Origin of the sequence: Micromonospora sp. NPDC051196 (genome assembly GCF_040682415.1) — a bacterium.
Classification (GTDB): domain Bacteria; phylum Actinomycetota; class Actinomycetes; order Mycobacteriales; family Micromonosporaceae; genus Micromonospora.
The window spans coordinates 164,071-189,717 of the sequence record NZ_JBFBAY010000002.1 but is presented as its reverse complement, the minus strand read 5'-3'; the positions used below and the strand labels follow the sequence as shown (position 1 = coordinate 189,717).

Below are 25,647 nucleotides of genomic sequence, written 5' to 3'. Positions count from 1 at the left end.
TACTGGTGAGTAAGGTGCGGGCAACACTTTCGAGGAGGCGGATCGTGCAGAACGTTCGACGGGTCGCGGTGATCGGCGGCAACCGCATCCCCTTCGCCCGCTCCAACTCCCGCTACGCCAGCGCCAGCAACTCCGACATGCTCGGCGCCGCGCTGGACGGCCTGATCGCCCGATTCGGCCTGGCCGGACAGCAGGTCGGTGAGGTGGTTGCCGGGGCGGTGCTGAAGCATTCCAAGGACTTCAACCTCACCCGCGAGGTGGTGCTCGGCTCGAAGCTCGACCCGCGCACCCCGGCGTACGACATCCAGCAGGCCTGCGGCACCGGCCTGGAAGCCGCCATCCTGGTCGCCAACAAGATCGCCCTCGGGCAGATCGAGGTGGGCATCGCCGGTGGCGTCGACACCACCTCCGACGCCCCGCTCGCGATCAACGAGGACCTGCGCCGCACCCTGCTCCAACTCAACTCCGCCCGTACCCTCGGCGAGCGCCTGAAGATCGCCGCGAAGCTGCGTCCGGGCCAACCGTTCAAGCCGGAGATCCCGCGCAACGCCGAGCCGCGTACCGGCCTGTCCATGGGCGAGCATGCCGCACAGACGGCGCTGCGCTGGAACGTCGACCGGCAGGCGCAGGACGAGTTGGCGCTGCGCTCGCACCAGCGGCTCGCCGCCGCGTACGACCGGGGGTTCTTCGACGACCTGATGACCCCCTACCTGGGGCTCACCCGCGACCAGAACCTCCGCGCCGACACCACTCTGGAGAAGCTCGGCACGCTCAAGCCGGTCTTCGGCGCCAAGGGCCCGGACGCCGAGCGGGCCACCATGACCGCCGGCAACTCTTCACCGCTGACCGACGGTGCGTCCACCGTGCTGCTGGCCAGCGAGCAGTGGGCCGCCGAGCACAACCTGCCGGTGCTGGCCTGGTTCTCCTGGTCGGAGACGGCCGCGGTGGACTTCGTCCACGGTGACGAGGGCCTGCTGATGGCACCCACGTACGCGGTGCCCCGGCTGCTCGCCCGAGCCGGCCTGACCCTTCAGGACTTCGACTACTACGAGATCCACGAGGCGTTCGCCTCCCAGGTGCTGGCCACCCTCGCGGCCTGGGAGTCGCCGGAGTTCTGCAAGGACAAGCTCGGCCTGGACGCCCCGCTCGGTGCGATCGACACCGACAAGCTCAACGTGAACGGTTCGTCGTTGGCCGCCGGGCATCCGTTCGCCGCGACCGGCGGGCGGATCGTCGCCACCCTGGCCAAACTGCTCGCGCAGAAGGGCAGTGGTCGAGGGCTCATCTCGATCTGCGCCGCTGGCGGCCAGGGCGTGACCGCCATTCTGGAGCGCTGACCGTCCAGGGGCGGCGAGCCGCCTCAACCCGCCGCTGATCCGGTCGGACCATCGTCGTCGCCCGGCTCGGTTACTGCCGGACGGCGTCACACGCGCACCGGCGGACCGGTCGCGCCGTTACGGCGCAACGGCGGTATCCCGGCGACCAGAAGGCCACCATTCCGCCGGAACGGAGTTGGTCAATCTGACGGCCGACAGTGGGTAAGGGATGCAATGACTGCCGTGGTCGGGAGGTATTGCCAGCCGTCTCTACTGTGGACCGCAGTCTGCGCCCGGAGCCACCGGCGGCGCGCTACCAAGGAGTGGCCATGTCTGGTCCAGCCCTGCTTCGTACGACCATCGTCGCCCTGACTGCTGCGCTTGTGGTCAGCGGCTGCACGTCCACCGACGCCCGCCCGGAGTCAGCCTCAACTGCGGCAACCGACGCCCCGGCAACCACCGAGGCCACCGCAGTTGTCACTCCCGAGGTTGGCTCGACCGGCAGTGGTTCGACGGGCAGTGGTTCGACGGGCGGCTCCACCGGCAACTCGACGGGCGGCTCCACCGGGAACTCGACCGGGGGTGGTTCGACCGGCGGGGGACAGCCCGGTACGAAGTCGAGCACCGGGCCGACCATCACCTACTTCCGGGTTGCCCAGAAGCCGTCCTGCCCGGCCGGGACGACCGTCAACCCGATCCCCGGCACGCCGGTCGTCCTGGAGTGGAAGACCAGCAACGTCGACTCCGTCGCCCTCTCCGTCGACGGACAGGGCGTGTACGCCGACAACTACCCGCCCACCGGCAGCGAAACCCTGAGCTTCCCCTGCTCGGGAGCCGGTGGTGACGTGCAACGGCACACCTATCTGCTGACCGTGCAGAACTCCCACGGCAAGCAGACGAAGACCCTGGTGGTGACCGCGACCGTGCACGAGGTGGCGGAGGTGTGACCTGGGCCATCGGGTCGACCGGGCGGGTGCTGGCGGGCCGTACCCGGCGAGAGGACAGGGTGGCGATACGGCGAGAATGACGGGGTGACGACGATCCCGAACGTGCTCGCCAACCGCTACGCCTCGCCCGAACTGGTCGCCCTCTGGTCCCCGGAGGAGAAGATCCGGCTGGAGCGGCGGCTCTGGCTCGCCGTACTCCGCGCCCAGCGGGATCTCGGCGTGTCGGTGCCCGACGGCGTGGTCGAGGCGTACGAGCGGGTGCTGGACGACGTCGACCTGGACTCGATCGCGGCGCGGGAGCGGGTGACCCGCCACGACGTCAAGGCGCGGATCGAGGAGTTCAACGCTCTCGCCGGGCACGAGCACGTGCACAAGGGGATGACCTCTCGGGACCTCACCGAGAACGTCGAGCAGCTCCAGGTACGCCGGTCGTTGGAGCTGATCCGGGATCGGGTGGTGGCGACCCTGGCCCGGCTGGCCTGGCACGCTCACGAGTACTCCGACGTGGTGATGGCCGGGCGGTCGCACAACGTCGCGGCGCAGGCCACCACGCTGGGCAAGCGCTTCGCGTCGGCGGCCGAGGAACTGATCATCGCGTACGAGCGGCTGACGGATCTGATCTCGTGGTACCCGCTGCGGGGCATCAAGGGCCCGGTGGGCACCGCCGCCGACCAGTTGGACCTGCTGGACGGTGACGCCGACAAGGTGGCCGAGTTGGAGCGACGGGTCGCCGAGCACCTGGGCTTCAGCCGGGTGCTGGACAGCGTCGGGCAGGTCTACCCGCGCTCGATCGACCTGGCGGTGATCTCCGCGCTGGCGCAGGTGGCGTCGGCACCCTCGTCACTGGCCACCACGATCCGGCTGATGGTCGGCCAGGAGTTGGCCACCGAGGGCTTCAAGCCGGGCCAGGTCGGCTCCAGCGCGATGCCGCACAAGATGAACACCCGCTCGTCGGAGCGGGTGAACGGCTTCGCGGTGATCATCCGGGGTTACCTGTCGATGGTCGGTGAGCTGGCCGGCGACCAGTGGAACGAGGGCGACGTCTCCTGCTCGGTGGTCCGTCGGGTGGCCCTGCCCGACGCCTTCTTCGCCGCCGACGGGCTGTTCCAGACCTTCCTCACCGTGCTGGACGAGTTCGGCGCGTACCCGGCGGTGATCAACCGGGAGTTGGAGCGCTTCCTGCCGTTCCTGGCCACCACCAAGATTCTGGTGGCGGCCGTCCGACGGGGCGTCGGCCGGGAGACCGCCCACGAGGCGATCAAGGAACACGCCGTCGCCGTGGCGCTGGCCATGCGCGAGCAGGGCAGCCCCGACAACGACCTCTTCGCCCGCCTCGCCGCCGACTCCCGACTCGGTCTCACCCGCCCCGAGATCGACGCCCTGGTAGCCGACCGGGCCGCCTTCGTCGGCGCCGCCCCCGCCCAGATCCAGGCGGTGACCACCCGTATCTCCAAGATCGTCGAGTCCCACCCCCAAGCCGCCACCTACGCCCCACCCCCCATCCTCTAGCCCTAACCACCCCCACGCCTCTCCTCCCTCACACCCTCCGTCAATCCCGCCACCCTCGCGTGCCTCGCCCTTGCGTGGGCCGTTGTTGCGCGGGCCGCCCTTGCACGCGTCGATCTTGCACTTTTGGTCAGGACATAAAGTCCTAAAGTGCGCATAAGGGCGACCAAAAGTGCAAGATCGCCGGGGCGGGGGCGGGGCGGGGCGGGTTAGCCGTCGCGGGTGGGGGTTTCGGGGGCGGTGCGGAGGTTGGGGGCGCTGGCGGGTTCGGCGATGCCGCCGGGGGTGTCGGCGAAGGCCGGGTCGTTGGCGGTCTCGGCGGCGATCAGGGGCTGGTCGGGGGGCATGACGTCGGGGACCTTGGGTGCCACGATGACGGCGGTGCCGTAGGCGCAGATCTCCATCCACATCTCGCCGCAGTCGCGGCTGTCGAACCGCATCCCCACCACGGCGTTCGCGCCGAGCCGGCGGGCCTCCTCGCCGAGTCGGGCCACCGAGTCGGTACGCCACCGGGTGAGGTTGTCGGGCGCCATCGGGTCGTACGCGCCGCCGCGTAGGTTCTTCACGCCCTCGCGGTACGGGTTGCGAGTCCTGGCCATGGAGGAGACCACCTCGCCGAGGATCTGGCGGATCTCGTAGCCGGGAAGTTGATCCGTCGTCACGACCAGCACGTTTTCGATGCTTGCAGGCGCCGGCGCCGGACAACGTGAGCCGTGTTCACCTGCTCGGATGCTGAAAAACAGCGCGGCGCGGACGGCGGGCGCGTAGCCCACCTTCCGCGCCGCATCGGACGCTTTCGGTCAGACACCGGCCACCGAGGTGATCCAGGCCCGGTTGAACGCGACACTGCCGTAGTTCTGGATGCTCTGGCCGTCGGCGGTGGAGGCGACCCCGACCTGTGCGCCGTTGTAGAACTGCGGGCCGCCCGAGTCACCCCGCCAGGCGTTGCCGTTGATCCGGGAGCTCCGGATCGCCTGCCCGCCGTACGCGTCGGTGGCGCTGTTGCTGGTCACCCGGACCGACGCGGTCTTGAGCTGGGGCGAGGCGGAGCAGCCGCTGTAGCAGGTCATGCCCCAGCCGAAGATCGTGTTGGTCGAGTTGAGCGGCGGGTTGCTGTTGGCCAGCGTGACGTAGCTGGTGCTCACCGAGCTGGACAGGCGCATCAGGGCCAGGTCGTAGCGGCCGTAGGTGGCGCTGACGGTGCGGGTGACGCCGCCGGAGCCGTAGTAGACGCTGCCCACCCGCACGGACATGGTGCCGCCGAGGCAGTGCCGCGCGGTGAGCACCCATTGCGGGGCGATGATCGTGCCGGAGCAGGTGAACGAGCCGTTGCTGAACACCGCCGCCGCCCACGGCGCGGAGGAGACGGTTCCGCCGCCGATGATGTACGGGCCGACGGGCGCGGCGACGGCGCCGGAGCTGGCGCCGAGCACGCCGGCCAGGGCTGTGGCGAGGACCGCGATCAGGGATCGGATGCGCATCGGTAGGGCTCCTTCGGGGTTCGCGGGACCCGGGTTGCCGGGTCGACCTGCGGCGACGGGCAGGGGGTGGCTCGTCGCCACGACGGCGATAAATCGACGTCTGACGATGTACCGTAGGGCCGGGTGAGGTGTTTCACAAGAGGTTCATTGAAACAAGGTGATGTAACAGTCGGATTTCCCGATGCCGCACTGGCCGTGCCCCGATGTCCGCCTTTCGACCACGCTCTGTCGAACCGTCCCGGACCGGTGCGTTACGCGACCCGCCGGTAGATCGGGCAACGATGCCGTATCGGGACGGCAACGAACCCGTATCGTTCCCGAAAGGGCCCGGCGGGTAGCCGTCAGCGCTGCCCCGACGCCCTCCCACCGGTGCGTCCGGTGCGATATCTGCCAGGTAGGCTGGCTGCGCTCGCCCGTTGTGGGTCGGCACCCAACTGCGTACACAGTCAGGAGTGCCCAGTGCCTCGCGTCGTCGTCGACGTCATGCTCAAGCCCGAGATCCTCGATCCGCAGGGCCAGGCCGTCGCAAACGCGCTGCCCCGGCTCGGCGTCAACGATGTCGCCTCGGTACGGATCGGCAGGCGGATCGAGATCGACTTCACCGGTGAACCGGACCTGGACCGGGCCCGGGAGATCGCCGACAAACTGCTCGCCAACCCGGTCATCGAGGACTTCACCGTCCACCTGGTCGAGGCCGACGAGCCCGCGGAAGCCCGGTCGTGACCGCGCGGGTCGGTGTGGTGACCTTCCCCGGCTCGCTCGACGACGGGGACGCCGCTCGAGCTGTCCGGATCGCCGGCGCCCAGCCGGTCCGCCTCTGGCACGGCGACCCGGAACTGCACGGGGTGGACGCGGTCGTCCTGCCCGGTGGTTTCTCCTACGGTGACTACCTGCGTTGCGGGGCCATCGCCCGGTTTGCCCCGGTGATGGAGACGATCGTCGTCGCCGCCGCCGGTGGCCTGCCCGTGCTCGGCATCTGCAACGGCTTCCAGATCCTCTGTGAGGCCCACCTGCTGCCGGGTGCGCTCACCCGCAACCAGCACCTGCACTTCCGCAACCGCGACCAGATCCTGCGCATCGAGTCGACCGGCACCGCCTGGACGAACGCCTTCCAGCCAGGGCAGGAGGTGCTGATCCCGGTCAAGAACGGCGAGGGTTGCTACGTCGCCGACACCGCGACGCTGGACGCACTCGAAGCCGAGGGCCGGATCGTCGCCCGGTATGTCGGTGTCAACCCGAACGGGTCGCAGCGGGACATCGCGGCCATCACCAACCCGGCCGGCAACGTGGTCGGCATCATGCCGCATCCCGAGCACGCGGTGGAGGCGCTCACCGGCCCCTCCCTCGACGGCCTCGGCTTCTTCACCTCGGTGCTCAAGCACCTGGTGGGGGCGCCGGCGTGACCGTCCGCGTCGGGATCATCGGTCGGCTCACCCGCCGGTACGGCGGCGAGCGCAACGAGGAGAGGTCATGACTACGCATCCGGACCCGGTACGGGACACACCGGAGGCAGTCCCGGCCGCGCCGGCACAGCCGGTCCAGCCACATCCGGCCGCCGCGCCGGCCCGGCACGACTCCGGGCAGGCCGGCTGGGCCGACAGTGTGGACACCGTGCCGCGCGCCGAGGGCACCCCGGAGGAACTCCAGCCGTACGCCGAACTGGGGCTCCGGGACGACGAGTACGACCGCATCCGGCACATCCTGGGCCGTCGGCCGACCCAGGCCGAGTTGGCGATGTACTCGATCATGTGGAGCGAGCACTGCTCCTACAAGTCGAGCAAGGTGCACCTGCGCCAGTTCGGTGAGAAGGCCCCGCCGAGTGACCGGCTGCTCGCCGGCATCGGAGAGAACGCCGGTGTGGTGCGGGTCTCCGACGAGTTGGCCGTCACCTTCAAGGTCGAGTCGCACAACCACCCGAGCTTCGTCGAGCCGTACCAGGGCGCGGCGACCGGCGTCGGCGGCATCGTCCGCGACATCCTCGCCATGGGCGCCCGCCCGGTGGCCGTGATGGACCCGCTGCGCTTCGGTGCCGCCGACCACCCCGACACCGCCCGGGTGCTGCCCGGCGTGGTCGCCGGGGTCGGCGGGTACGGCAACTGCCTCGGCCTGCCCAACATCGGTGGCGAGGTGGTCTTCGACCCCTGCTACCAGGGCAACCCCCTCGTCAACGCGCTCTGCCTCGGCGTACTGCCGGTGAGTCGGTTGCAGAACAAGGCCGCCGTCGGCCCCGGCAACGTCGTGGTGCTGATGGGCGCCAAGACCGGGCGGGACGGCATCGGCGGCGTGTCGGTGCTGGCCAGCGCGACCTTCACCGAGGGCAGCGAGCAGCGTCGCCCGTCCGTGCAGGTCGGTGACCCGTTCATCGAGAAGCTGCTGATCGAGGCCTGTCTGGAGCTGTACGACGCCGAGCTGGTCGCCGGCATCCAGGACCTCGGCGGTGCCGGGCTCACCTGCGCGCTCACCGAGACCGCCGCGGCGGCCGGCACCGGCATGCGGGTCTGGCTGGAGCGGGTGCCGCTGCGCGAGCCGTCGATGGACCCGCACGAGATCCTGGCCAGCGAGTCGCAGGAGCGGATGCTGCTGGTCGTCGAGCCGGCCAAGCTCGAAACCGTCCTCAAGACCTGCGAGAAGTGGGGCGTGCTGGCCACCGCGATCGGTGAGGTCACTCCGCCCGAGCCGGACGGCCAGCCGGGCCGGCTGCTGATCACCTGGCGGGATCACCTGGTGGTCGACGTACCGCCGGGCTCGCTGGTGGACGACGGGCCGGTCTACGCCCGCCCGATGCGTGAGCCGGCGGACCTGATCCTGCTGCAGGCCGACCGGGCCGAGACGCTGCCCCGGCCCGCCGACCCGGACGCGCTGCGCGAGACCGTGCTGCGCATGATCGCCTCGCCGAACCTGTGCGACAAGACCTGGGTCACCGAGCAGTACGACCGCTACGTGCTGGGCAACACCGTGCTCGCCCAGCCGGAGGACTCCGGCGTGATCCGGATCGACGAGCGGACCGGCCTGGGCGTGGCGCTGTCGGTCGACGGCAACGGCCGGTACGCCCGCCTCGACCCGTACCACGGCGCCAAGCTGGCGCTGGCCGAGGCGTACCGGAACGTGGTCGTCACCGGGGCGACGCCGATCGCGGTCACCGACTGCCTGAACTTCGGTTCCCCCGAGGACCCGGGCGTGATGTGGCAGTTCGCCGAGGCGGTACGCGGTCTGGCCGACGGCTGCGCCGAGCTGGGCATCCCGGTGACCGGCGGAAACGTCAGCTTCTACAACCAGACCGGGGCGGCGGCGATCCACCCGACGCCGGTCGTCGGTGTGCTCGGCGTACTGGAGAACGTGGCCGACCGGGTGGCGACGGGTTTCGTCCCGCGGCCCAGTGGCGACCACGACCAGCTCTTCCTGCTCGGCGAGACGCACGTGGAGCTTTCCGGTTCGGAATGGGCCTGGGTGACCCACCAGCACCTCGGTGGCGTACCCCCGCACGTCGACCTGGCTCGCGAGAAGCAGCTCGGCGCGCTGCTGGCCGACGCCGCGCGGGTGGGCCACCTCAGCTCGGCGCACGATCTTTCCGACGGCGGGCTCGCGCAGAGCCTGGTGGAGTCCTGCCTGCGGTACGGCGTCGGTGCCAGGGTCGCGGTGCCGGAGCGTTTCGAGGGCAACTCGATGCCCTTCGTCTTCCTGTTCAGCGAGTCTGCTGGTCGGGTGCTGGTCTCGGTGCCACGCGGCCACGAGAAGGCGTTCACCGCGCTCTGCGCCGAGCATGGCGTGCCGTGGGAGCTGATCGGGGTCACCGATCCTTCGGGCGGAGCGCTGGAGGTGCACGGCCAGTTCCGGATCGGCCTGGACGAGCTGCGCGAGGCGCACAGCGCCACGCTGCCGGCCCTGTTCGGTGGCGTTCAGCCGTTCGAGCCGACCGTCGAGTCGACGGCGCCGGGCAACGTGGTCGAGGCCGCACCGGCGGGTGACGTCGCGGCGCCGACCGAGGGTGACCAGGCGAGTGTGTCGGTGCCGTCGGTTGAGCAGGCCGAGCCGCTCACGGAGGCGTCCGTACCCGTGGCGGAGGGCGTCGAGCCGTCCGCCGGCGAGGGCGACCGGCCGGCTGAGCGGGCGGCACCGCCGGTCCGTCAGCCGGAGAGTCCGCAGCCGGTCGAGGCAGCCGACGACGCGCCGGTGGCGCAGGACGCCGCAACCACCGACGCGCCGGGGACGCAACCGCCGTCCGACGAGCGCTGAGGCGTTGACCGGGTCGATATTCGCCCGATCCGGTAGCGGGCCCGGGTTCGACTGGGCCTCGCAGGGGCGGCCGAACTCGGCCGGGTCTACGCGGTGCTGGTGGTGGTGGACGTGCTGTCGTTCACCACCACCGCCGAGCCAGCGCCACCGGCCTACCGGTGGTCGCGGCCAACCTGCGTAACGCCCGCGCCGTCGGGCGCTGGCTGCTGGGCCAGGGGTACGTGTGTCGACACCTCGGCCGTGGTCCCGCTGCTACGGCAGGGCGTTTCACACCCGCGTGACGGAGCACGGCAGCGTCGCCTCACGGAAGGTGGCGCCATCCGGGTCGCCGACGAGGACGGCAGACGGGTGGCCCGCCCGTCCGGCAGACGGGTGACCACCCGCAGCGTGCGAGGGTTCGCTCAGTCGTCCAGCCAGTCGAGTCGGCGTCCACCGCGCTCCGCCGGGCCTGAGTCCGGTCGGCCACGACCAGCCTGTGCCGGGTCGCCGCCGTAGCCACCGCCCTGCTCATAGCTGTTCTCGTAACCCCCGCGCTGGCGTGGCGGCTCCTGGCCGTACCCGCCCTGGTCGTAGCCACCACTGTCGTAGCCGCCGCGCTGCGGCGTGGGCTCCTGGCCGTAGCCGCCGCCCTGCTGCGTGGGCTCCTGGCCGTAGCCGCTGCCCTGGCCGTAGCCGCTCTGGCCGTAGCGGCCGGGATCGTCGTAGCCGCCCTGGCCGTAGCTGCCAGCCGGCTGTCCGTACCCACCGGCCGGTGGGGGGTAGCCGTCCGCCGGCTCGCTTCGGCTGTAGCCGCCAGTCGGTTCGCTCTGGCCGTAGCCGCCAGCGGGCTCGGTCCGGCCGTAGCCGCCGGTCGGCTCAGCCTGGCCGTAGCCACCGGCTGGTGCGCTCGGCGAGTATCCGCCGGCTGACGCGCCCTGCCCGTACCCACCGGCAGACTCGCTCTGCCCGTACCCACCAGTGGCTGCGCTGCCGTAGCCGCCGGTCGGCTCGCCCCGGCTGTAATCCCGATCACCCGATCCGTAGCCGCCGGTCGAGCCGCCCTGGCCGTAGCCGCCGGGCTGCTCGGCCTGGCCGTACCCGCCAGCGGGTGCGCTGCCGTAGCCGCCGGTCGGGTCGCTCTGACCGTAACCGCCACCGGGTTCACCCCGGCCGTAGCCAGCGGGTTCGCCCTGGCCGTAACCCTGGCCCGCCTCGGGCTGGTACACCCCGGTCGCGTACGGGTCAGCGGGCGCCGGGTAGCGGGTTTCCTCACCGCTGTAGCGACCGGTCGGCTCGTCGTACCGCTCGCCGTAGCCGGCGGCACCGCCAGCCGGCGGGTAGTCGGCCCCGGCACTGCCGGCGCCGTAGTCACGGCCACCGTAGCCAGCACCCGACGAGGGGCTGTTGCCGTAACCGCTGCCGGAAGACGGAGCATTGCCGTAGCCGCTGCCGGAAGACGGAGCATTGCCGTAGCCGCTGCCGGAAGACGGGGCGTTGCCGTATCCGGCTGCGCCGTAGCCGCCGGGCTCGTCGCCGTAGCCGCCGCCGGACCAGGCCTGCCCGGCGCCGGGCGCAGCACCATAGGGCTGTGCGGGCGCGCCGTACGGGTCCGGGGGGACATCGTCGACGACCGGCTGGTGCATCATCGTCGGCGCGTTACTCATCGGGGCACCGCCGACCATGGTCGGGTCAGGCGTGTTGCCGACCCGGTTGACCACGCGGGTCTGGTCGTCCGCGCTGACGAAGGAGCCCCGTGCCGCCGGAACCGCGCCGGCGGGGGCAGCGGCGGGCGCGTCCCCGTCCACCTCGGTGTCGTCGTTCTCCTTGCGCTTCATCCAGAGCAGCACGATCGTGCCGACACCGACTGCCACGAAGAGACCGCCGAGCAGGACCAACAGCCAGTTGCCGAAGCCGCCGGAGTCCTCGTTGTTGGCCTGCGCCGGGGGTGCCGCAGGCTCGCCGGGCGTCTCCTCATCCTCGGCGAGCTCGTCGTCGAACGGGTCCTCCGTCGGCACCGCCGACTCACTGGCGGTGGGGGTGGGAGTCGGGCTGTTCGACGCCTGGATGGCCAGGGTGATTCGCTGCCCGGTGACGCTCTGACCCGCGTTCGCCGTGAAGCTGACGACCTCCCGGATGCCGTTCGCGCTCGCGCCGAGGTCGATCCGGCCGGGTGCGATGGGCCGGTCGGTGGTGCCGGTGAAGCGGAAGTTGCCGTCGGAGTTGGTGTTCGTCTCGTGCTGCTTGCCGGCGCTGTCCTTGATCAGCACGTACGCGTTCGACACCCCGTCACCGGCAGGGTTGACCACCTTGCCGGAAATCGACCGAACCGTCTGCGGCGCCTGAGTGGTCGGCGGCGGGGGAGCAGCGACCATCGTCACGTTCGTCGAGGCCTCGGCATCCCGACGAATCACACCCTGAGACTCAACGGCTTTGACGGTGATCGTGGCTGACCCGTTGGAGGCGTCATTTGCGAGTTGGAAGGAGGCTTGGAGAGTGCCAGCTGCATCAACGCGCCTGCGCTCGCAGCCGTCGACGCACCTTAGTTTTCCGTTGTTCGAACTGACGGTGATGTCCACCGGGACTGCGTCGTCACCGAAGCTCAGCGAGTAACTCACGGTGGTGGTCTTACCCGCTTCAACAGCGCTCGGAGATGCCGAGACGTTATTGACGCTGGGGGCGGCGAGGGCGGGTGTGGCGGGGACCGCGAGCAGGGCACCCACGATCAGCGCCACAACCACACCGGCCCGCGTTTGCCAGGCTCGTCGGTGTGTTGACACGTCCACCGCCTTCCGGACTGACCTTCCGTGGCCGGCGGGGTGCCGGGCCGGGAACATCACGGTACGAATACGCCGTCGGCAACTATGCCTTGCCGGGGCGGATCGGCGCGACCCAGGGCCAGCGTGATGCGCGGCGCGGCGAGGCCGTATCGTCCCGGTGTGTCCTCTCCGTACATTAAGTCCGCCGCTGTCACGGCGGCGATGGCGGCGCTCGATGAGGGCCGCACACCCGAACGGACGGTCTTCCGTGCGGCGGTCAGGGCCTTGTTGACCACCCTCGCGGACCGTGCTCCCGGCCGATCGGTGGAGGTGCGTGTCCCACCTTACGGTGCAGTTCAGTGTGTTCCGGGGCCGCGACACACCCGCGGTACGCCGCCGAACACGGTCGAGATGGATCCGGAAACCTGGCTCGCGGTGGCTACCGGGCGACTCGTTTGGACCCAGGCGGTCACGGAGGGTCGCGTACGAGCGAGCGGAGGCCGGGCCGACCTCTCCCCGTACCTGCCCCTCGAACTGGAGTGACGCATGTTTCTGCTGACGTAAAGCGGTGACAATGTGACTGTATGTGGCGACTTGGATTCGCGTACACTGTCAGGCGACGACAGTGTGGTCCCGGCCGATCAGCGCGGAGCAGGCCCTTTGGCTCCGCGAGGCCAGTCCAGACCAGCAAGAGGGAGCGGCAGGTGCCCCGAGGCGACGGCCGGCTGAGCCACGACCTTGATCCCCAACGACCAGGCCCGCAGGACGCATGTGGCGTCTTCGGTGTCTGGGCGCCGGAGGAAGAGGTCGCCAACCTGACCTACTTCGGGCTGTACGCGTTGCAGCACCGGGGGCAGGAGGCGGCCGGGATAGCGGTCAGTGACGGCTCCGGCGTGGTGGTCTACAAGGATCTTGGCCTGGTGGCCCAGGTCTTCGACGAGCCGACGCTGGCCAGCCTGCGCGGCCACGTCGCGATCGGGCACACCCGATACTCGACCACCGGCGGATCGACCTGGGAGAACGCCCAGCCGACGATCCGTGCCACCAGTTCCGGCACGACCATCGCGCTGGCGCACAACGGCAACCTGGTCAACACCGCCGAGTTGCAGCGCGAGGTGACCGAGCGCGGCCTGACCACGGACGGTTCGACCAACGACACCTCGCTGGTGACCACGCTGCTGGCGGGCCGCCCGGATCTTTCCGTCGAGGCTGCCGCCCTGGAGGTACTGCCGCAGCTGCGGGGCGCGTTCAGCTTCGTCTTCATGGACGAGACCACCCTCTACGCCGCGCGGGACCCGCACGGGGTACGCCCGCTGGTGCTCGGCCGGTTGGAGCGGGGCTGGGTGGTGGCCAGCGAGACGGCGGCGCTGGACATCGTGGGTGCCAGCGTGGTCCGTGAGGTCGAGCCCGGCGAGCTGATCGCGATCGACGCCGAAGGGCTGCGGTCCACCCGGTTCGCCGCGCCCGAGCCCAAGGGCTGCCTTTTCGAGTACGTCTACATCGCCCGTCCGGACGCCACCATCGCCGGCCGCAACGTGCACGCGGCACGGGTGCAGATCGGCCGCCAGTTGGCCAGGGAACACCCGGTCGAGGCCGATCTGGTCATCCCGGTCCCGGAGTCGGGCACCCCGGCGGCGATCGGTTACGCCGAGGAGTCCGGCATCACCTACGGCGCCGGCCTGATGAAGAACCCGTACGTGGGGCGCACCTTCATCCAGCCGTCGCAGACCCTGCGTCAGCTGGGCATCCGACTCAAGCTCAACCCGCTGCGGCAGAACGTACGGGGCAAGCGCCTGGTCGTGGTGGACGACTCCATCGTCCGGGGCAACACCCAGCGTGCGATCGTCCGGATGCTCCGCGAGGCCGGCGCGCTGGAGGTGCACGTACGCATCTCCTCACCGCCGGTGTCCTGGCCGTGTTTCTACGGCATCGACTTCGCCACCCGGGCCGAGCTGCTCGCCAACGGCCTCGACAACGACGGCATCCGACGCTCCATCGGTGCTGACACGCTGGGCTACGTCTCGCTGCCCGGTCTGATCGCCGCGACCGAGCAACCGAAGACCCGCCTGTGCCGGGCGTGTTTCGACGGGGAGTATCCGATCGAGCTTCCCGTCGGCAACCTGATCGGTAAGCACGTTCTCGAAGGAATCGGCCGTCGGGTTGCCCACAACTCGGACGACGGTGATTCCACCGAGCAGCTCGTCCCTCCGCTCGTCGCCGCTGCGGGGGCCGACGACGATCTCAGCTCGGCGCGCCGCACCTCGCGCTCCGAGCTGAAGATGTCGGCGACCACAAACCGCCCGTAGCATCGCCCGGTTGCGGTCGGTCACCGTCGACCAGCAGCCGAGAACCACAAAGGGGAGAACCGTGACGCACGTGTCCGAGCGCAGCGGCGCAGGAAGCAGCCCGACCGGCGCTGGCGGCGACCGCCAGCCCTGGACTGCCGGCACCGGCCGCCAGGCTCGCAAACGTTCGGTCTCGTACGCGGACGCCGGCGTGTCGATCGAGGCGGGTGACCGCGCCGTCGAGCTGCTGAAGTCCAAGGTGAAGCAGACGCGTCGGCCGGAGGTGATGGGCGACCTCGGTGGCTTCGCCGGCCTGTTCCGGCTGGACACCACGAAGTACAAGAACCCGATCCTGGCGTCGTCCACCGACGGTGTCGGTACGAAGCTGGTGATCGCCCAGCAGATGAACATCCACGACACGGTCGGCATCGACCTGGTCGCGATGGTCGTCGACGACCTCGTCGCCTGCGGCGCGGAGCCGCTGTTCCTGCTGGACTACATCGCCACCGGCGAGGTCGTACCGGACAAGGTCGCCGAGATCGGCGCCGGTATCGCCGACGGCTGCCGATACGCGGGCTGCGCGCTGCTCGGCGGCGAGACCGCCGAGCACCCGGGCGTTTTGCGCCCGGACGAGTACGACATCTCCGCCACCGGCGTCGGCGTGGTGGAGGAGAGCGAGATCCTCAGCCCGGAGCGGGTCGAGGTGGGCGACGTGGTGATCGCCATGCGCTCGTCCGGTCTGCACTCGAACGGATACTCGCTGGTCCGGCACGTGCTGCTCGGCGCGGGGCGGATGCGGCTGGACGTGGTGATCGACGACTTCGGCCGGCAGCGCACGCTCGGCGAGGAACTGCTCACCCCCACCAAGATCTACGCCCAGGACTGCCTCAAGCTGATCGCCGAGGCCGAGGTGCGGGCGTTGGCGCATGTCACCGGTGGCGGCATCCCCGGCAACCTGGTGCGGGTTCTGCCCGAGAACGTGGACGCGGTGGTCAACCGCTCGACGTGGCGGCCGCAGCCGATCTTCGACCTGATCCAGTCCAAGGGCCGGATCGAGGACCCGGAGATGGAGGCGACCTTCAACATGGGCGTCGGCATGTTCGCGATCGTCTCGGCCGAGGACGCCGACCGGGCGCTGGCCACGCTGACCGGCCGGGGCGTCGACGCCTGGCAGGTGGGCGAGATCATCGAGGGCACCGGCGAGGTGCAGATGGTCGGTCAGCACACCCGCGGGTGAGATGAACTGATCGGCCGAGCACCTGATCCGGGCTTCACCCGAGCGGCCATTGCGGCCTAGCCTGAAGGGCACCCTCAACGCTGCGGGGCATGCCCTGCCGGGGTGTGCCCGGCAGCCTTCAACCGCTTCGAGGAGGGCGATGGCTGCACGGGGACGGTTATCGCATGGGATGCGCGGCCTGGCCGCCGTCCCGTCGTACGTCGTGATGCAGCCCACCACGCTCTGCAACCTCGATTGCGCCTATTGCTACCTGCCGTTTCGGGCCGCTGACCGGCGGATGCCGGTGGCGGTGGCGGAGGCGGTGGCCGCCTCCGTGAACCCCTGGGCGGTGTCGGCGCGGTTCTCGGTGGTCTGGCACGGCGGTGAGCCGCTCGCCGCCGGTCGGGAGCAGTTGGCTGCGCTGATGGCGCCGTTCGGCCCGGATGTGGAGCATCACGTCCAGACCAACGCCACGTTGATCGACGACGCGTGGTGCGAGTTCTTCGTGACGCACCGCGTGCGGGTGAGCGTGAGCGTGGACGGGCCCCGGGAGCGCAACGGTGATCGGGTCACCCGGGCGGGCCGGCCGGCGTACGACCGGATCGTTCGTGGTGTGGCGGCGTTACGCCGGCACGCCCTGCCGTTCTCGGCGCTTGCGGTGGTGAACGACCCGGCACCTGGCCGGGCGGCGGAGTTGTACGACTACTGCCTCGACCTCGGCTGCGAGGTGCTCGGTGTGAACATCGAGGAGACCGAGGGAGTCAACAGGCGTGACAATGTCCACGACCCGGCTGTGGTGACCGGGTTCTGGGCGGAGCTTGTGGCCGCCTGGCGGCGGAAGCCGCAGATTCATCTGCGGGAGGTCGAGTGGTCGCTGCGGTACGCCGCAGCGGTGCTGGACGGCACTGCCGATGATCTTCTGCCTCGTCGGCTCGACCCGATCCCGACCATCGCCCACGACGGCTCGGTGGTGGTGCTGTCGCCCGAGCTCGCCGGCTTCACCGACCCGCATTACGGCGATTTCAGCAGCGGAAACGTGCTCACCACCCCACTGCACGCGATCCTCGCCGAGGCGGAGCGCACGAACTGGGTCGGCGAGTTCCTGACCGGGGTGGAGGCGTGCCGTTCGTCCTGCCCCTACTTCGGATTCTGTGGCGGGGGCCACGCGGCGAACCGGTACTTCGAGCTGGGGCGTTTCGACGGTACGGAGACCGAGCACTGCCGCAACAGCAAGATCCGCCTACTGGAGGGAGTGTTGGAGCATGCCCGAAACCATCAGTCACCGGGAGTCTGAGCGAGCGACAGGAGAGGAGACCGACCAGGTCGTCTCCCGGGTGCGGGAGGCCGCAGCCGGGCTCGCCGCGTTACTGCACGAGGCCGATGTCGCGCGACAGTCACGGGCGGAGGTGACGGGTGGCGACGGCGCCAGCGCGGTCTGCGCCTGGAATCACTTCGAGAACATCCCGACGTTCTACAACTGGAACAACCGGCCACGCTGACCGGGCTGAACCAAGGGCCTGCCACGGTGCCGGAGCAACTTCCGGGCGTGGCAGGCCCTTGGATCGTCGGGTGTTACGCCGCCTAGCGGGCACATACGTGAGCACGCGGGGAGTTACCGCGTGCTCAGATGTGACCGGGGGTCAGCGGGTCGGACGGACCCACTTGTCCGGGTCGTCCTCGGCATGGTCCTCGTCGTCGTCGACGTACTCTTTGTAGTCGTCGTCGAAGTTGCGGTCCGACTTACCGCCGCCGCCGAGTTCTCGCTGCAAGGCGGCGAGGTCGGTGTTCGGGGAGTGGTACTTCAACTCCCGCGCCACCTTTGTCTGCTTGGCCTTAGCACGGCCGCGCCCCATGGCTCGACCCCCTCGCACAGAATGCGGGGCAGCCCGAAGGCGGGCCCCGATGACGTCAGGCATCTCTCGTGGCTCTTACGGTACATGGGGATGCCACCGTTCGGCACCTCGGGTTACCGTCGACCGCCACCGCGCGTTGCGGTCGTGCGGTCGTCACCCATTGTACCCGGTAAGGAGCGATGCCGGGAACGGTCGTGACACGGGGCGAAACCTCACGAATGCGTCGTATTTTCAGCTTAGCCGGGATCGGTCGTCGAGGGCGGGTCCGACCGACCCGCCCTCGACGGCGAGTCGTCAGCGCAGATGGATCGCGCGCAGCCGGCCGATCTCAGCCATCCGCCGTTCGGCCAGCCGGTCGGCCGCCACCGCTGGAGGCACGCCATCGGAGTCGGCGAGCCGGAGGATCTCCCGAGTGGTGTCGTAGATCCGGGTGGCGCGCAACTTGGCCCGATCGAAGTCGAAGCCCTCGATCTCGTCCGCGACCTGGATCACACCGCCGGCATTCACCACGTAGTCGGGGGCGTAGAGGATGCCACGGTCGGCGAGCAGCTTCTCGACGCCGGAGTGGGCGAGCTGGTTGTTGGCCGCGCCGGCGATCACCTTCGCGCGCAACGCCGGCACCGTGTCGTCGTTCAACGCTCCGCCGAGCGCGCACGGGGCGTACACGTCGATGTCGGCGGCGACCAGCGCGGAGGCGTCATCGATCAGCGAGACCTGCGGGTAGGTCGTCCGGGCCCACTCCAGGGCCTGCGGGTTGACGTCGGTCGCGACCACCTCGGCGCCGTCTTCGACCAGGTGGCCGACCAGGTACTTGCCGACCTTGCCCAGACCCGCGACGCCGACCCGCCTGCCGTGCAGCGTCGGTACGCCCCAGACGTGCTCGGCCGCCGCCCGCATGCCCTGGAAGACGCCCCAGGCGGTGAGGATCGAGGAGTCGCCGGCCCCGCCGTGCTCGACGCTGCGGCCGGTGACGTACCGGGTCTCGCGGGCGATCACGTCCATGTCCGGTACGTACGTGCCGACGTCGCAGGCGGTGTAGTACCGGCCGTTCAGCGACTCCACGAAGCGGCCGTACGCGCGCAGCAGCGCCTCGGTCTTGATCTGCTCCGGATCACCCCAGATGACCGCCTTGCCGCCGCCCAGGTCCAGACCTGCGAGGGCGTTCTTGTACGCCATGCCGCGAGACAGGTCGAGGACGTCCGCGAGGGCCGCCTCCTCGCTGGCGTACGGGTAGAAGCGGGTACCACCGAGCGCGGGGCCCAGCGCGGTGGAGTAGATGCCGATGATCGCCTTCAGGCCGCTCTGCTTGTCCTGGCAGAACACGACCTGTTCATGACCGGTGGATTCCGGGTCGTCGGTGCTGGCGAATACGCCCATGACTGGCTCCTGTGTCGGCGGGCGCCCTTGTGGGACGCGGACCTGGTCTACGCCGGCGGGGATGCTGCCGGTGCTGCGAGCCTAGTATCGGTCGACCTCGGGCTGCTTCCGCCAGCACGCTGTCTCGTCCAGCGGGCACCCGCCGTCCGCCAGCCATGATGACGCCGAGCAACGCTCGGCTTGCGATTCGTGGGAGGATCGCGCCGTGCCGTCGCTCTTCGCTTCATACCTGCGCGTGTACGAGCCGTTGACCGCCTTCGACCGGGACCGCCAGGCGTACTGGCGACGCTACGTCGAGCAGGGGCGAGCAGTGGCGCCGGTGGAAGGGCCGGGCCGGCAACGGACCTCGGTGATCGAGGCGCTGGGCGCCGGTTGGACCCGGCTGCCCGACCTGCCCGAAGAGGCGTACGTCCTGGAGACCGACGAGACGCTGCTGGTGTGCCCGTGGAACCTGCGGATCCGGGTGGCCGAGGCGGCGCTGAGCGCGCGGGACGGAGTTCCGCCGGTGCTGGCGGACGCGTTCGTCCCGCCGGTGCTGGCCGGGCAGGCCAAGGCGGTGGTGGAGGACTGGCGCAGCGGAGCCCGGGTGCTGGAGCGCGGTGTGCCGCGGGTGCACGAGCAGATCGCCACCTGGGGTGTGCCGCTGCGCTGGTTCGTGCTGTTCGAGGCGGAGGAACGGCACCATGTCACCGCGCCGGGGCGCCGGGCACTGCGGTTTCGGACGGAGATCTCCAAGGCCCGGCGTCGCTCCTCACGGGCATTGTCGGTACTGCGCAAGTCGGTCGGGGACGCGCCGATCACCGAGGCGGTCGAGGAGGCTGCCCGGTGGCTGGAGGAGTTCCACCCGCGATCCGTGGTCGAGTTGGACTACGGCGGGTTGGTCGACCTGCTCTCGGACGAGACCTTGGCGGACGACGATTCGCCGGAACTGGTCGCGGCGGGACTGGCCGGGTTGTCCCAAGGCGAGGCGGAGGAGGCCTCCGCGGCATACGACAAACTGGTCGCTCGGTGGCGTGCCGTGCAACTTCTGGAGCGGTGTAACTAGTCCGACATTGTCCAAGCAACTAATGCGGCATTGTCCAAAAATGTCAGTTCACAATCTGAGGTTCCTTCGTAGTTGATGCATCACGAACCGTGATCATGAGTCCGAATAAGGTAGTTTCTGGCGTGTAATAGTCGCATAAATCGGGCATGGTTCATCCGTCCGTCTAGGGACGTTCGGCCGTTCGGCCCATGTCGGACATCGGGGACTAGCCGGACCATGGGAGACGCGTCGGCCGGCGGGACCCCGGCCGATGTCTATACATGTGGAGGAGTGACCGATGGCATCGCGAACGCACGAACCAGAGCCGCTACTTACACCGGCCGAGGTGGCGTCGATGTTCCGTGTCGACCCGAAGACGGTGACCCGTTGGGCGAAGGCTGGCAAACTGAGCGCCATCCGGACCTTGGGCGGCCACCGTCGCTACCGGGAGTCGGAGGTCAGAGCGCTGTTGCAGGGACAGATTCCGCAGCAGCGCCAAGGGGACTGACCGGTCGACAGATAACAGAGCTGAGCTGAAGGGCGGCGGATCTACGATCCGCCGCCCTTCAGCATGTCCGGGCTCAGCGGCTTTGGGGTTCAGCGGCCTGAGCTCAGCGGCCTCTTGGGCGGTTCAGCGGCCTCTGGTTCAGCGGTGGCCCGTGACGCAGCGGTCAGCTCGGGCTGGTCAGTTCGAGCCGGATGCCGACCGTCCCGCCCTGCCCGCGACGCAGCCGACTGCCGAGCAGGGTCAGCCGGCCGATCATCCGGTACTTCTGCTTGATCAGGCCACGGATGCGCTCGGTGGCACCAGGGTCGTAGAGGGTCGCTCGGGCGGGAACCGCCGCGCCATGCGGCCGGCCACGGACGTCGCACGGCGCCACCGTGACCTCCCCGCTGCGCCGGATTCGTTTCACCTTGCCGGCGTCCGAAACGGTCCACACCGCCAGGGCGTCACCGTCGCGGACCGCCCAGACCGGGGTCGGCACCGCTCGGCCGTCCTTACGGAAGGTCGTGAGGAGGATGTATTTCTCCGCCGCGAGGCGGTCCAACGTGGTCACCCCCTCAGCGTACGGGCGCCGGGCGGGTATGAGCAGGCCGATAGCGTGGCGGATGTGACGGGAGAACCACGAACAGGTGACGTCTTCGGGGAACTGCTGCGCGACGCGCTGGCCGTGGCTACCGGGGTCGGTCCACGACCGCTGGCCGGCGGGCGCGTACCCCGCCCGGTCATCGAGATCATCGAACGGGACGACGGACTGGTCAACGGGGCGCCGGCCGCGCAGTACCTCGAAGGGCCGCAGGAGTGGCAACCGCACGACCATCGGGCGGTGGACCGGGTACGCGGCGCCACGCTGGACATCGGCGTCGGTGCCGGGCGGATCGCGCTGCTGCTCCAGGAACGCGGCGTACCGGTCACCGGACTGGACGTCTCACCCGGCGCGCTCGCGGTGTGCCGCCGTCGGGGCGTCCGGGAGCTGGTGCACGGCACCGTGGACGAGCATGCGGCGAGCGGACGGCGCTACGACACGTTCCTGATGCTCGGCAACAACCTTGGGCTGCTGGAGGGCCGCGAACGGGCGCCCGCGTTCCTCGCCGCGCTGGCGGCGATGGCGAACCCCGGGGCGCAGGTGATCGCCCAGGGCACCGATCCGTACGGCACGCGCGACCCGGTGCACACGGGCTACCACGAGCACAACCGGTGCCGGGGCCGCCTCGGTGGGCAACTGCGGCTGCGGTTGCGCTACCGCGAGCTGGCCACTCCCTGGTTCGACTACCTGGTCTGCTCCCCGGACGAACTGGCCGACCTGGTCCGGGGCACTGCCTGGCGACTGGCCGACATCGACGACCGCGACGCGCCGTACTACCTCGCCACGTTGCAGCTGCCCGGCTGAGCGGGCCGGAACGTTAACAGGGGCCCCCTGCTATACCGGAGGCGTTAACAGGGGGCCCTTCCTTACAACTCAGACCTGGACGGTGGGCGGGAGTTGCTCCGGGGGGAGGCCGCCGTCGCCGTCGACGACCTCGTCGGGCTGGCCGTCCTCGTCGATGTCGACCATCGTGACGTCCACTTTGCCGTCGCCGTCGGTGTCGAACTGGAACAGGTCGGCCTTGCCGTCGCCGTCGGTGTCGACCACCCAGACGTCGGTGCGGCCGTCGTTGTTGGTGTCGGCGCGCAGCAGCTCGATGCGCTCGTCGCCGCGCGTCTCGACGGTCTCCTCGGCCCCCGTGCCGGTCTCCGGTGCCTGGCTCATCAGCTCGTCCCTTCCCTTGGTTGTCAGCGGTCCCTACCCGATCCCGCCCGCCCCCACGCACGCGACGATGATCGGTGCTGCATAGGGTCGCACCATGATTGAGCGGAGGGTACGGACCGGCTCCGGCGTGGCGGCGATCCCGCACGCCAACGCCCCTGCGGGAGCCGAGGACCGTCACGGTGCGGTGGTGCGTCGATGACTGAGCGATTCGTGGTGGTCGGCGCCGGCACGATGGGTCTGGGCATCGCGTACGTGGCAGCTGGTGCCGGTTACGCGGTGGAACTGGTCGAGGTCGATCGGGCCCGGGGTGGCGCGGCCGTCGAGCGGCTCGCCCAACTGTGGGACCGGGCCGTGCAGCGCGGCAAGCTGACCGCCGAGCAGGCCGCCGCCAACCAGGCCGCGATCACCCTGCGGGCCGGGCTCGGCGAGGTCGCCGTGGCGCCGGCTGTGATCGTGGAGGCGGTACCGGAACGGCTGGAGCTGAAGCGGGCGGTGCTGGCCGAGGCGGAGCAGCTGGAACCGGCCCTGTTGGGCAGCAACACCTCCAGCATCCCCATCGCCGACCTCGCCGGTGGGCTGGCCAGACCCGAGCGTTTCTGTGGGCTGCACTTCTTCAACCCGGTCTGGGCCATGGCGCTGCTGGAGATCGTGGTCGGCCCGGCCACCGCCCCGGAGACCACCGCGGCGGCCCGCGTGCTCGCCGACCGGCTGGGCAAGGACCCCGTCGTCGTACGCGACATGCCCGGCTTCGCCACCTCCCGACTCGGGGTCACCCTCGGGCTGGAGGCCATCCGGATGGTCGCCGACGGGGTGGCCAGCCCGGCCGACATCGACAAGGCGATGGTGCTCGGCTACCGGCACCCGGTCGGCCCGCTGGAACTGACCGATCTGGTGGGCCTGGACGTGCGCCTCGACATCGCCCGTACCCTTCAGGCCGCGTACGGTGACCGGTTCGCACCGCCGCCGCTGCTGGTGGAGCTGGTCGCCGCAGGCCGGTTGGGTAAGAAATCCGGCCAGGGCTTCTATCACTGGGTCGACGGCGTCCGCTCGGGCGGCACCGCGCTGGAAGACCCGACCCCGCAGCCCACCGCGGGCCGTGCGGCGCCTGACTCGACGCCGGACGCCGAGCCGGGAGCGACGCGATGAGCGCCGGACTGCGGGTCGAGGAGCGGCCGGACCGACTGGTGGTCACGCTCGACCGGCCGGAGAAGCGCAACGCCATCGACGCCGACCTCATCGCCGCGCTGCACGAGGTCTGCGCCGAGTTGGAGGCCCGCCCTCGGATGCTGCTGCTGACCGGCGGCACCGACGGGATCTTCGCGGGCGGTGCCGACATCGCCCAACTGCGTGAGCGAGGCCGGCTGGACGCTCTCGCCGCGATCAACTCGGCCGCCTTCGCCCGGATCCGGGCGCTACCGATGCCGACCGTGGCGGCCGTCGACGGTCCGGCGCTCGGCGGTGGCGCCGAGCTGGCGTACGCCTGTGATCTGCGGGTGTGCACGGAGCGGGCGGTGTTCGGTCAGCCGGAGGTGCGGCTGGGCATCCTGGCCGGTGCCGGTGCGACGCACCGTCTGCCGGCGTTGGTCGGTGAGGCACGGGCCAAGGAGCTGCTGTTCACCGGGCGGCGGGTGGACGCCGCGGAGGCGCTGCGGATCGGGCTGGTGAACCAGGTGGTGGGTGCCCCGGACGAACTGTTGCCGGCAGCCCACGAGCTGATCGACGAGATGGCCAAGGGCTCGGCGTTGGCGCTTCGGTTGACCAAGCTCGCCGTCGACGCTCCGCCGGCCGCACACCCGCAGCTGGACCTGGTCAGCCAGGCGGTGCTCTTCGAGGACGAGGAGAAGCGCCGTCGGATGACGGAGTTCCTCGACCGGCGGCGCGGACGCTGAGCAAGCCGGAAACGGCCGCACCGACAAACGTCGGTGCGGCCGTCGCGCATCGGTTGCCCGGACCGGGAAACCGATGCTGGAGCGGCCGGAGCGGTACCGGCCGCGCGGCTCAGCGGCCCAGGGCCGCCAGCGGTACGTTCGCGTCCGCGAGCGCCCGGACGACGGCGGCCGACTCACCGAAGCCGATGATCAGGATGGCGTCGGCACCGAAGTCCTTGATCTCCTTGGCGCCGTCTCTAAAGTCGATCGGCGCGGCGTTGGCGTCCTCGCCGGGCTGGTAGCCGAGTAGCCGCACCTTGTCGCCGCCGAACCCGGCCCGTTCCAGCTCGGCCCGGACGATGTTCTGCAGACCCTCACCGTAGGAGTCCTTGCGGGCCACGATAGCGATCTTCTGCGGGCCGTCCCGGAGAATCACGTCGGCCAGCGCCCGCCCCTGGAGCCCGTCCGGCGGTGCCGTACGGAAGTAGAGGCCCCGGTCATCGGCGTCAGTCAGGCTTGCCGCCGTGTTCGACGGGGAGAACAGAATCCGCCCCGCCTGCACCACGTCCTCCAGGACGGCAGCGGAGATCCCGGAGCCACCGGCGCCGATGATCACATGGACCCCGGCGTCGACATGCCGGGCCACGGTCTCCTTGGCGATCGCCGGGTTGGTGCCGTCGTCGCCGTCGACCCAGACCACCTCCTCGCCGAGTACCCCGCCGGCCGCGTTGATCTCCTTGATCGCCAGCGCCGCTCCGGCGGCCAGCGGCGGGTAGGCGATCGCGAGGTCACCGGTCTTGGGCAGCAACCCGCCGAAGACGAGCGGCGCGTCGGCGGACTGGGTGCTCCCGCGCGGCGGTCGCTTGCTGCTCGCGGCGGACTCGTCACCGGCGCCGACGAATTCCGTCTTGGCGTCGTTGAGCTGCTGCCCGTCGAAGTGCTGGGTGGCGTAGCTGGCGGTCGCCGGCTCACCGGCGTCGGTGAACCCGGCCCGGGTGATCGAGACGCTGCGGTACTCGATGTCCCTACCGTCGCGGATCAGCCCCAGACACTGGTTCACCGTGCCGCAGCGGGTGCCGTCGTTGGTGACACCGACGATCTGCTTGGCGATGGCCGCCGGATCGGTGGTGCCGGCGACCTCCGCGGCGAGCGCACTGATCACTACCGCGTCGTACGCCTCGGCGGCATAGAGGAAGCCGGTCAACTTCGGATCCACGGACAGTAGCCGCTTCTTGAAGGCCTCCGGCAGCGGTGTGAGCGGGATCGTGCCCTTCATGCCATCGACCAGATTGGCGCGATCTCCCAGCTCGTCCGCGTACGAGTTGGACATGTTGCCGTCGGTGCCGTAGAGGCGCACCTGTTGGGCAGTCGCCTCCTCGGGCTGGTCATCCCCGCAGGCGCTGGTGGCGAGCAGGACCGTGGCGCAGACCGCCATGACGGCGCTCCGCGTGCCGCGTGACATGTGCATTGTCGTCCTTCCTCCGCGAAGGTCCGCTGCGCAGACTAGCGTGCCTTGGCGGGCGGCGGGACCGTGGAGGTCCGTCTATCCGCAGG

24 protein-coding genes are annotated in these 25,647 nt (G+C 70.2%); 16 read left to right on the top strand and 8 right to left on the bottom strand.

What is annotated here, in order from left to right; all coding sequences use genetic code 11:
• Positions 1-44: 44 nt before the first annotated feature.
• The 3 genes from AB0M35_RS06680 to purB all read left to right on the top strand — a co-directional run bounded on the left by AB0M35_RS06680 (position 45) and on the right by purB (position 3,772).
• Positions 45-1,337, top strand: coding sequence for an acetyl-CoA C-acetyltransferase (locus AB0M35_RS06680; RefSeq protein WP_363742402.1), 1,293 nt, complete (start codon positions 45-47; stop codon positions 1,335-1,337).
• Positions 1,338-1,645: 308 nt separating this feature from the next.
• Positions 1,646-2,263, top strand: coding sequence for a hypothetical protein (locus tag AB0M35_RS06675; RefSeq protein ID WP_363742399.1), 618 nt, complete (start codon positions 1,646-1,648; stop codon positions 2,261-2,263).
• Between the two features lie 84 nt (positions 2,264-2,347).
• On the top strand, positions 2,348-3,772 hold the full coding sequence (purB, locus tag AB0M35_RS06670) for an adenylosuccinate lyase (RefSeq protein WP_363742396.1): 1,425 nt from the start codon (positions 2,348-2,350) through the stop codon (positions 3,770-3,772).
• A gap of 206 nt (positions 3,773-3,978) precedes the next feature.
• Here the strand turns inward: purB and AB0M35_RS06665 are convergent, their stop codons facing one another.
• Together AB0M35_RS06665 and AB0M35_RS06660 are read right to left on the bottom strand one after the other, a co-directional pair.
• Positions 3,979-4,542 (bottom strand): YbjQ family protein, encoded by a 564-nt coding sequence (locus AB0M35_RS06665; protein ID WP_363742393.1) that lies wholly within the window; start codon positions 4,540-4,542, stop codon positions 3,979-3,981.
• A 27-nt stretch (positions 4,543-4,569) separates the two neighbouring features.
• Positions 4,570-5,250: a DUF1986 domain-containing protein gene (locus tag AB0M35_RS06660; RefSeq protein ID WP_363742390.1), complete on the bottom strand. Its 681-nt coding sequence runs from the start codon at positions 5,248-5,250 to the stop codon at positions 4,570-4,572.
• Positions 5,251-5,709: 459 nt separating this feature from the next.
• Here AB0M35_RS06660 and purS point away from each other — a divergent pair, with 459 nt between their 5' ends.
• From purS to purL, 3 genes are all read left to right on the top strand, one after another.
• Positions 5,710-5,973: a phosphoribosylformylglycinamidine synthase subunit PurS gene (purS, locus tag AB0M35_RS06655; RefSeq protein ID WP_013730868.1), complete on the top strand. Its 264-nt coding sequence runs from the start codon at positions 5,710-5,712 to the stop codon at positions 5,971-5,973.
• On the top strand, positions 5,970-6,653 hold the full coding sequence (purQ, locus tag AB0M35_RS06650) for a phosphoribosylformylglycinamidine synthase subunit PurQ (RefSeq protein WP_363742386.1): 684 nt from the start codon (positions 5,970-5,972) through the stop codon (positions 6,651-6,653). Before purS ends, purQ begins: the two co-directional genes overlap by 4 nt.
• Positions 6,654-6,720: 67 nt before the next feature.
• A complete protein-coding gene (gene purL / locus AB0M35_RS06645) occupies positions 6,721-9,483 on the top strand; it encodes a phosphoribosylformylglycinamidine synthase subunit PurL (protein ID WP_363742383.1) in 2,763 nt (920 codons plus the stop codon).
• A gap of 401 nt (positions 9,484-9,884) precedes the next feature.
• On the opposite strand, the gene AB0M35_RS06640 is transcribed toward purL, so the two are convergent.
• Positions 9,885-11,873: a carboxypeptidase regulatory-like domain-containing protein gene (locus AB0M35_RS06640; RefSeq protein ID WP_363742380.1), complete on the bottom strand. Its 1,989-nt coding sequence runs from the start codon at positions 11,871-11,873 to the stop codon at positions 9,885-9,887.
• Positions 11,874-12,398: 525 nt separating this feature from the next.
• On the opposite strand from AB0M35_RS06640, the gene AB0M35_RS06635 reads away from it, so the two are divergent.
• The 5 genes from AB0M35_RS06635 (at position 12,399) to amcA (ending at position 17,218) form a co-directional block, all read left to right on the top strand.
• Entirely contained in the window at positions 12,399-12,761 is a 363-nt protein-coding gene (locus tag AB0M35_RS06635) for a sterol carrier family protein (RefSeq protein ID WP_363742377.1), read from the top strand.
• A 161-nt stretch (positions 12,762-12,922) separates the two neighbouring features.
• Positions 12,923-14,524 (top strand): amidophosphoribosyltransferase, encoded by a 1,602-nt coding sequence (gene purF, locus AB0M35_RS06630; RefSeq protein ID WP_363742375.1) that lies wholly within the window; start codon positions 12,923-12,925, stop codon positions 14,522-14,524.
• A 61-nt stretch (positions 14,525-14,585) separates the two neighbouring features.
• Positions 14,586-15,740 carry a phosphoribosylformylglycinamidine cyclo-ligase gene (gene purM / locus AB0M35_RS06625; protein ID WP_363742372.1) on the top strand — a complete coding sequence of 385 codons (1,155 nt, stop codon included), beginning with the start codon at positions 14,586-14,588 and terminating at the stop codon, positions 15,738-15,740.
• 169 nt (positions 15,741-15,909) lie between these two features.
• On the top strand, positions 15,910-17,013 hold the full coding sequence (amcB, locus tag AB0M35_RS06620) for a cyclophane-forming radical SAM peptide maturase AmcB (protein WP_363743011.1): 1,104 nt from the start codon (positions 15,910-15,912) through the stop codon (positions 17,011-17,013).
• The gene (gene amcA / locus AB0M35_RS06615) at positions 16,982-17,218 is read left to right on the top strand and encodes a multiple cyclophane-containing RiPP AmcA (RefSeq protein ID WP_363742370.1); all 237 of its coding nucleotides are present in this window, start codon (positions 16,982-16,984) and stop codon (positions 17,216-17,218) included. Before amcB ends, amcA begins: the two co-directional genes overlap by 32 nt.
• A gap of 141 nt (positions 17,219-17,359) precedes the next feature.
• Here the strand turns inward: amcA and AB0M35_RS06610 are convergent, their stop codons facing one another.
• Both AB0M35_RS06610 and AB0M35_RS06605 read right to left on the bottom strand, forming a co-directional pair.
• Complete coding sequence (locus AB0M35_RS06610; protein WP_363742368.1) at positions 17,360-17,572, bottom strand: DUF3073 domain-containing protein; 213 nt, start codon at positions 17,570-17,572, stop codon at positions 17,360-17,362.
• 294 nt (positions 17,573-17,866) lie between these two features.
• Entirely contained in the window at positions 17,867-18,949 is a 1,083-nt protein-coding gene (locus AB0M35_RS06605) for a Glu/Leu/Phe/Val dehydrogenase (protein WP_363742365.1), read from the bottom strand.
• A gap of 205 nt (positions 18,950-19,154) precedes the next feature.
• On the opposite strand from AB0M35_RS06605, the gene AB0M35_RS06600 reads away from it, so the two are divergent.
• Complete coding sequence (locus AB0M35_RS06600; protein ID WP_363742363.1) at positions 19,155-19,994, top strand: hypothetical protein; 840 nt, start codon at positions 19,155-19,157, stop codon at positions 19,992-19,994.
• A gap of 277 nt (positions 19,995-20,271) precedes the next feature.
• Positions 20,272-20,481 (top strand): BldC family transcriptional regulator, encoded by a 210-nt coding sequence (locus tag AB0M35_RS06595; protein WP_007073996.1) that lies wholly within the window; start codon positions 20,272-20,274, stop codon positions 20,479-20,481.
• A gap of 163 nt (positions 20,482-20,644) precedes the next feature.
• Here AB0M35_RS06595 and AB0M35_RS06590 read toward each other — a convergent pair whose 3' ends face one another.
• Complete coding sequence (locus AB0M35_RS06590; protein ID WP_363742360.1) at positions 20,645-21,031, bottom strand: PPOX class F420-dependent oxidoreductase; 387 nt, start codon at positions 21,029-21,031, stop codon at positions 20,645-20,647.
• 54 nt (positions 21,032-21,085) lie between these two features.
• Here AB0M35_RS06590 and AB0M35_RS06585 point away from each other — a divergent pair, with 54 nt between their 5' ends.
• On the top strand, positions 21,086-21,865 hold the full coding sequence (locus AB0M35_RS06585) for a class I SAM-dependent methyltransferase (RefSeq protein ID WP_363742357.1): 780 nt from the start codon (positions 21,086-21,088) through the stop codon (positions 21,863-21,865).
• 69 nt (positions 21,866-21,934) lie between these two features.
• On the opposite strand, the gene AB0M35_RS06580 is transcribed toward AB0M35_RS06585, so the two are convergent.
• Positions 21,935-22,225 (bottom strand): hypothetical protein, encoded by a 291-nt coding sequence (locus AB0M35_RS06580; RefSeq protein ID WP_363742354.1) that lies wholly within the window; start codon positions 22,223-22,225, stop codon positions 21,935-21,937.
• 195 nt (positions 22,226-22,420) lie between these two features.
• Here AB0M35_RS06580 and AB0M35_RS06575 point away from each other — a divergent pair, with 195 nt between their 5' ends.
• Both AB0M35_RS06575 and AB0M35_RS06570 read left to right on the top strand, forming a co-directional pair.
• Positions 22,421-23,371: a 3-hydroxyacyl-CoA dehydrogenase family protein gene (locus tag AB0M35_RS06575; RefSeq protein WP_363742352.1), complete on the top strand. Its 951-nt coding sequence runs from the start codon at positions 22,421-22,423 to the stop codon at positions 23,369-23,371.
• Complete coding sequence (locus tag AB0M35_RS06570; RefSeq protein WP_363742349.1) at positions 23,368-24,114, top strand: enoyl-CoA hydratase/isomerase family protein; 747 nt, start codon at positions 23,368-23,370, stop codon at positions 24,112-24,114. Before AB0M35_RS06575 ends, AB0M35_RS06570 begins: the two co-directional genes overlap by 4 nt.
• A 109-nt stretch (positions 24,115-24,223) precedes the next feature.
• Here the strand turns inward: AB0M35_RS06570 and AB0M35_RS06565 are convergent, their stop codons facing one another.
• Positions 24,224-25,561, bottom strand: coding sequence for an ABC transporter substrate-binding protein (locus tag AB0M35_RS06565; RefSeq protein ID WP_363742346.1), 1,338 nt, complete (start codon positions 25,559-25,561; stop codon positions 24,224-24,226).
• Positions 25,562-25,647: the final 86 nt, after the last annotated feature.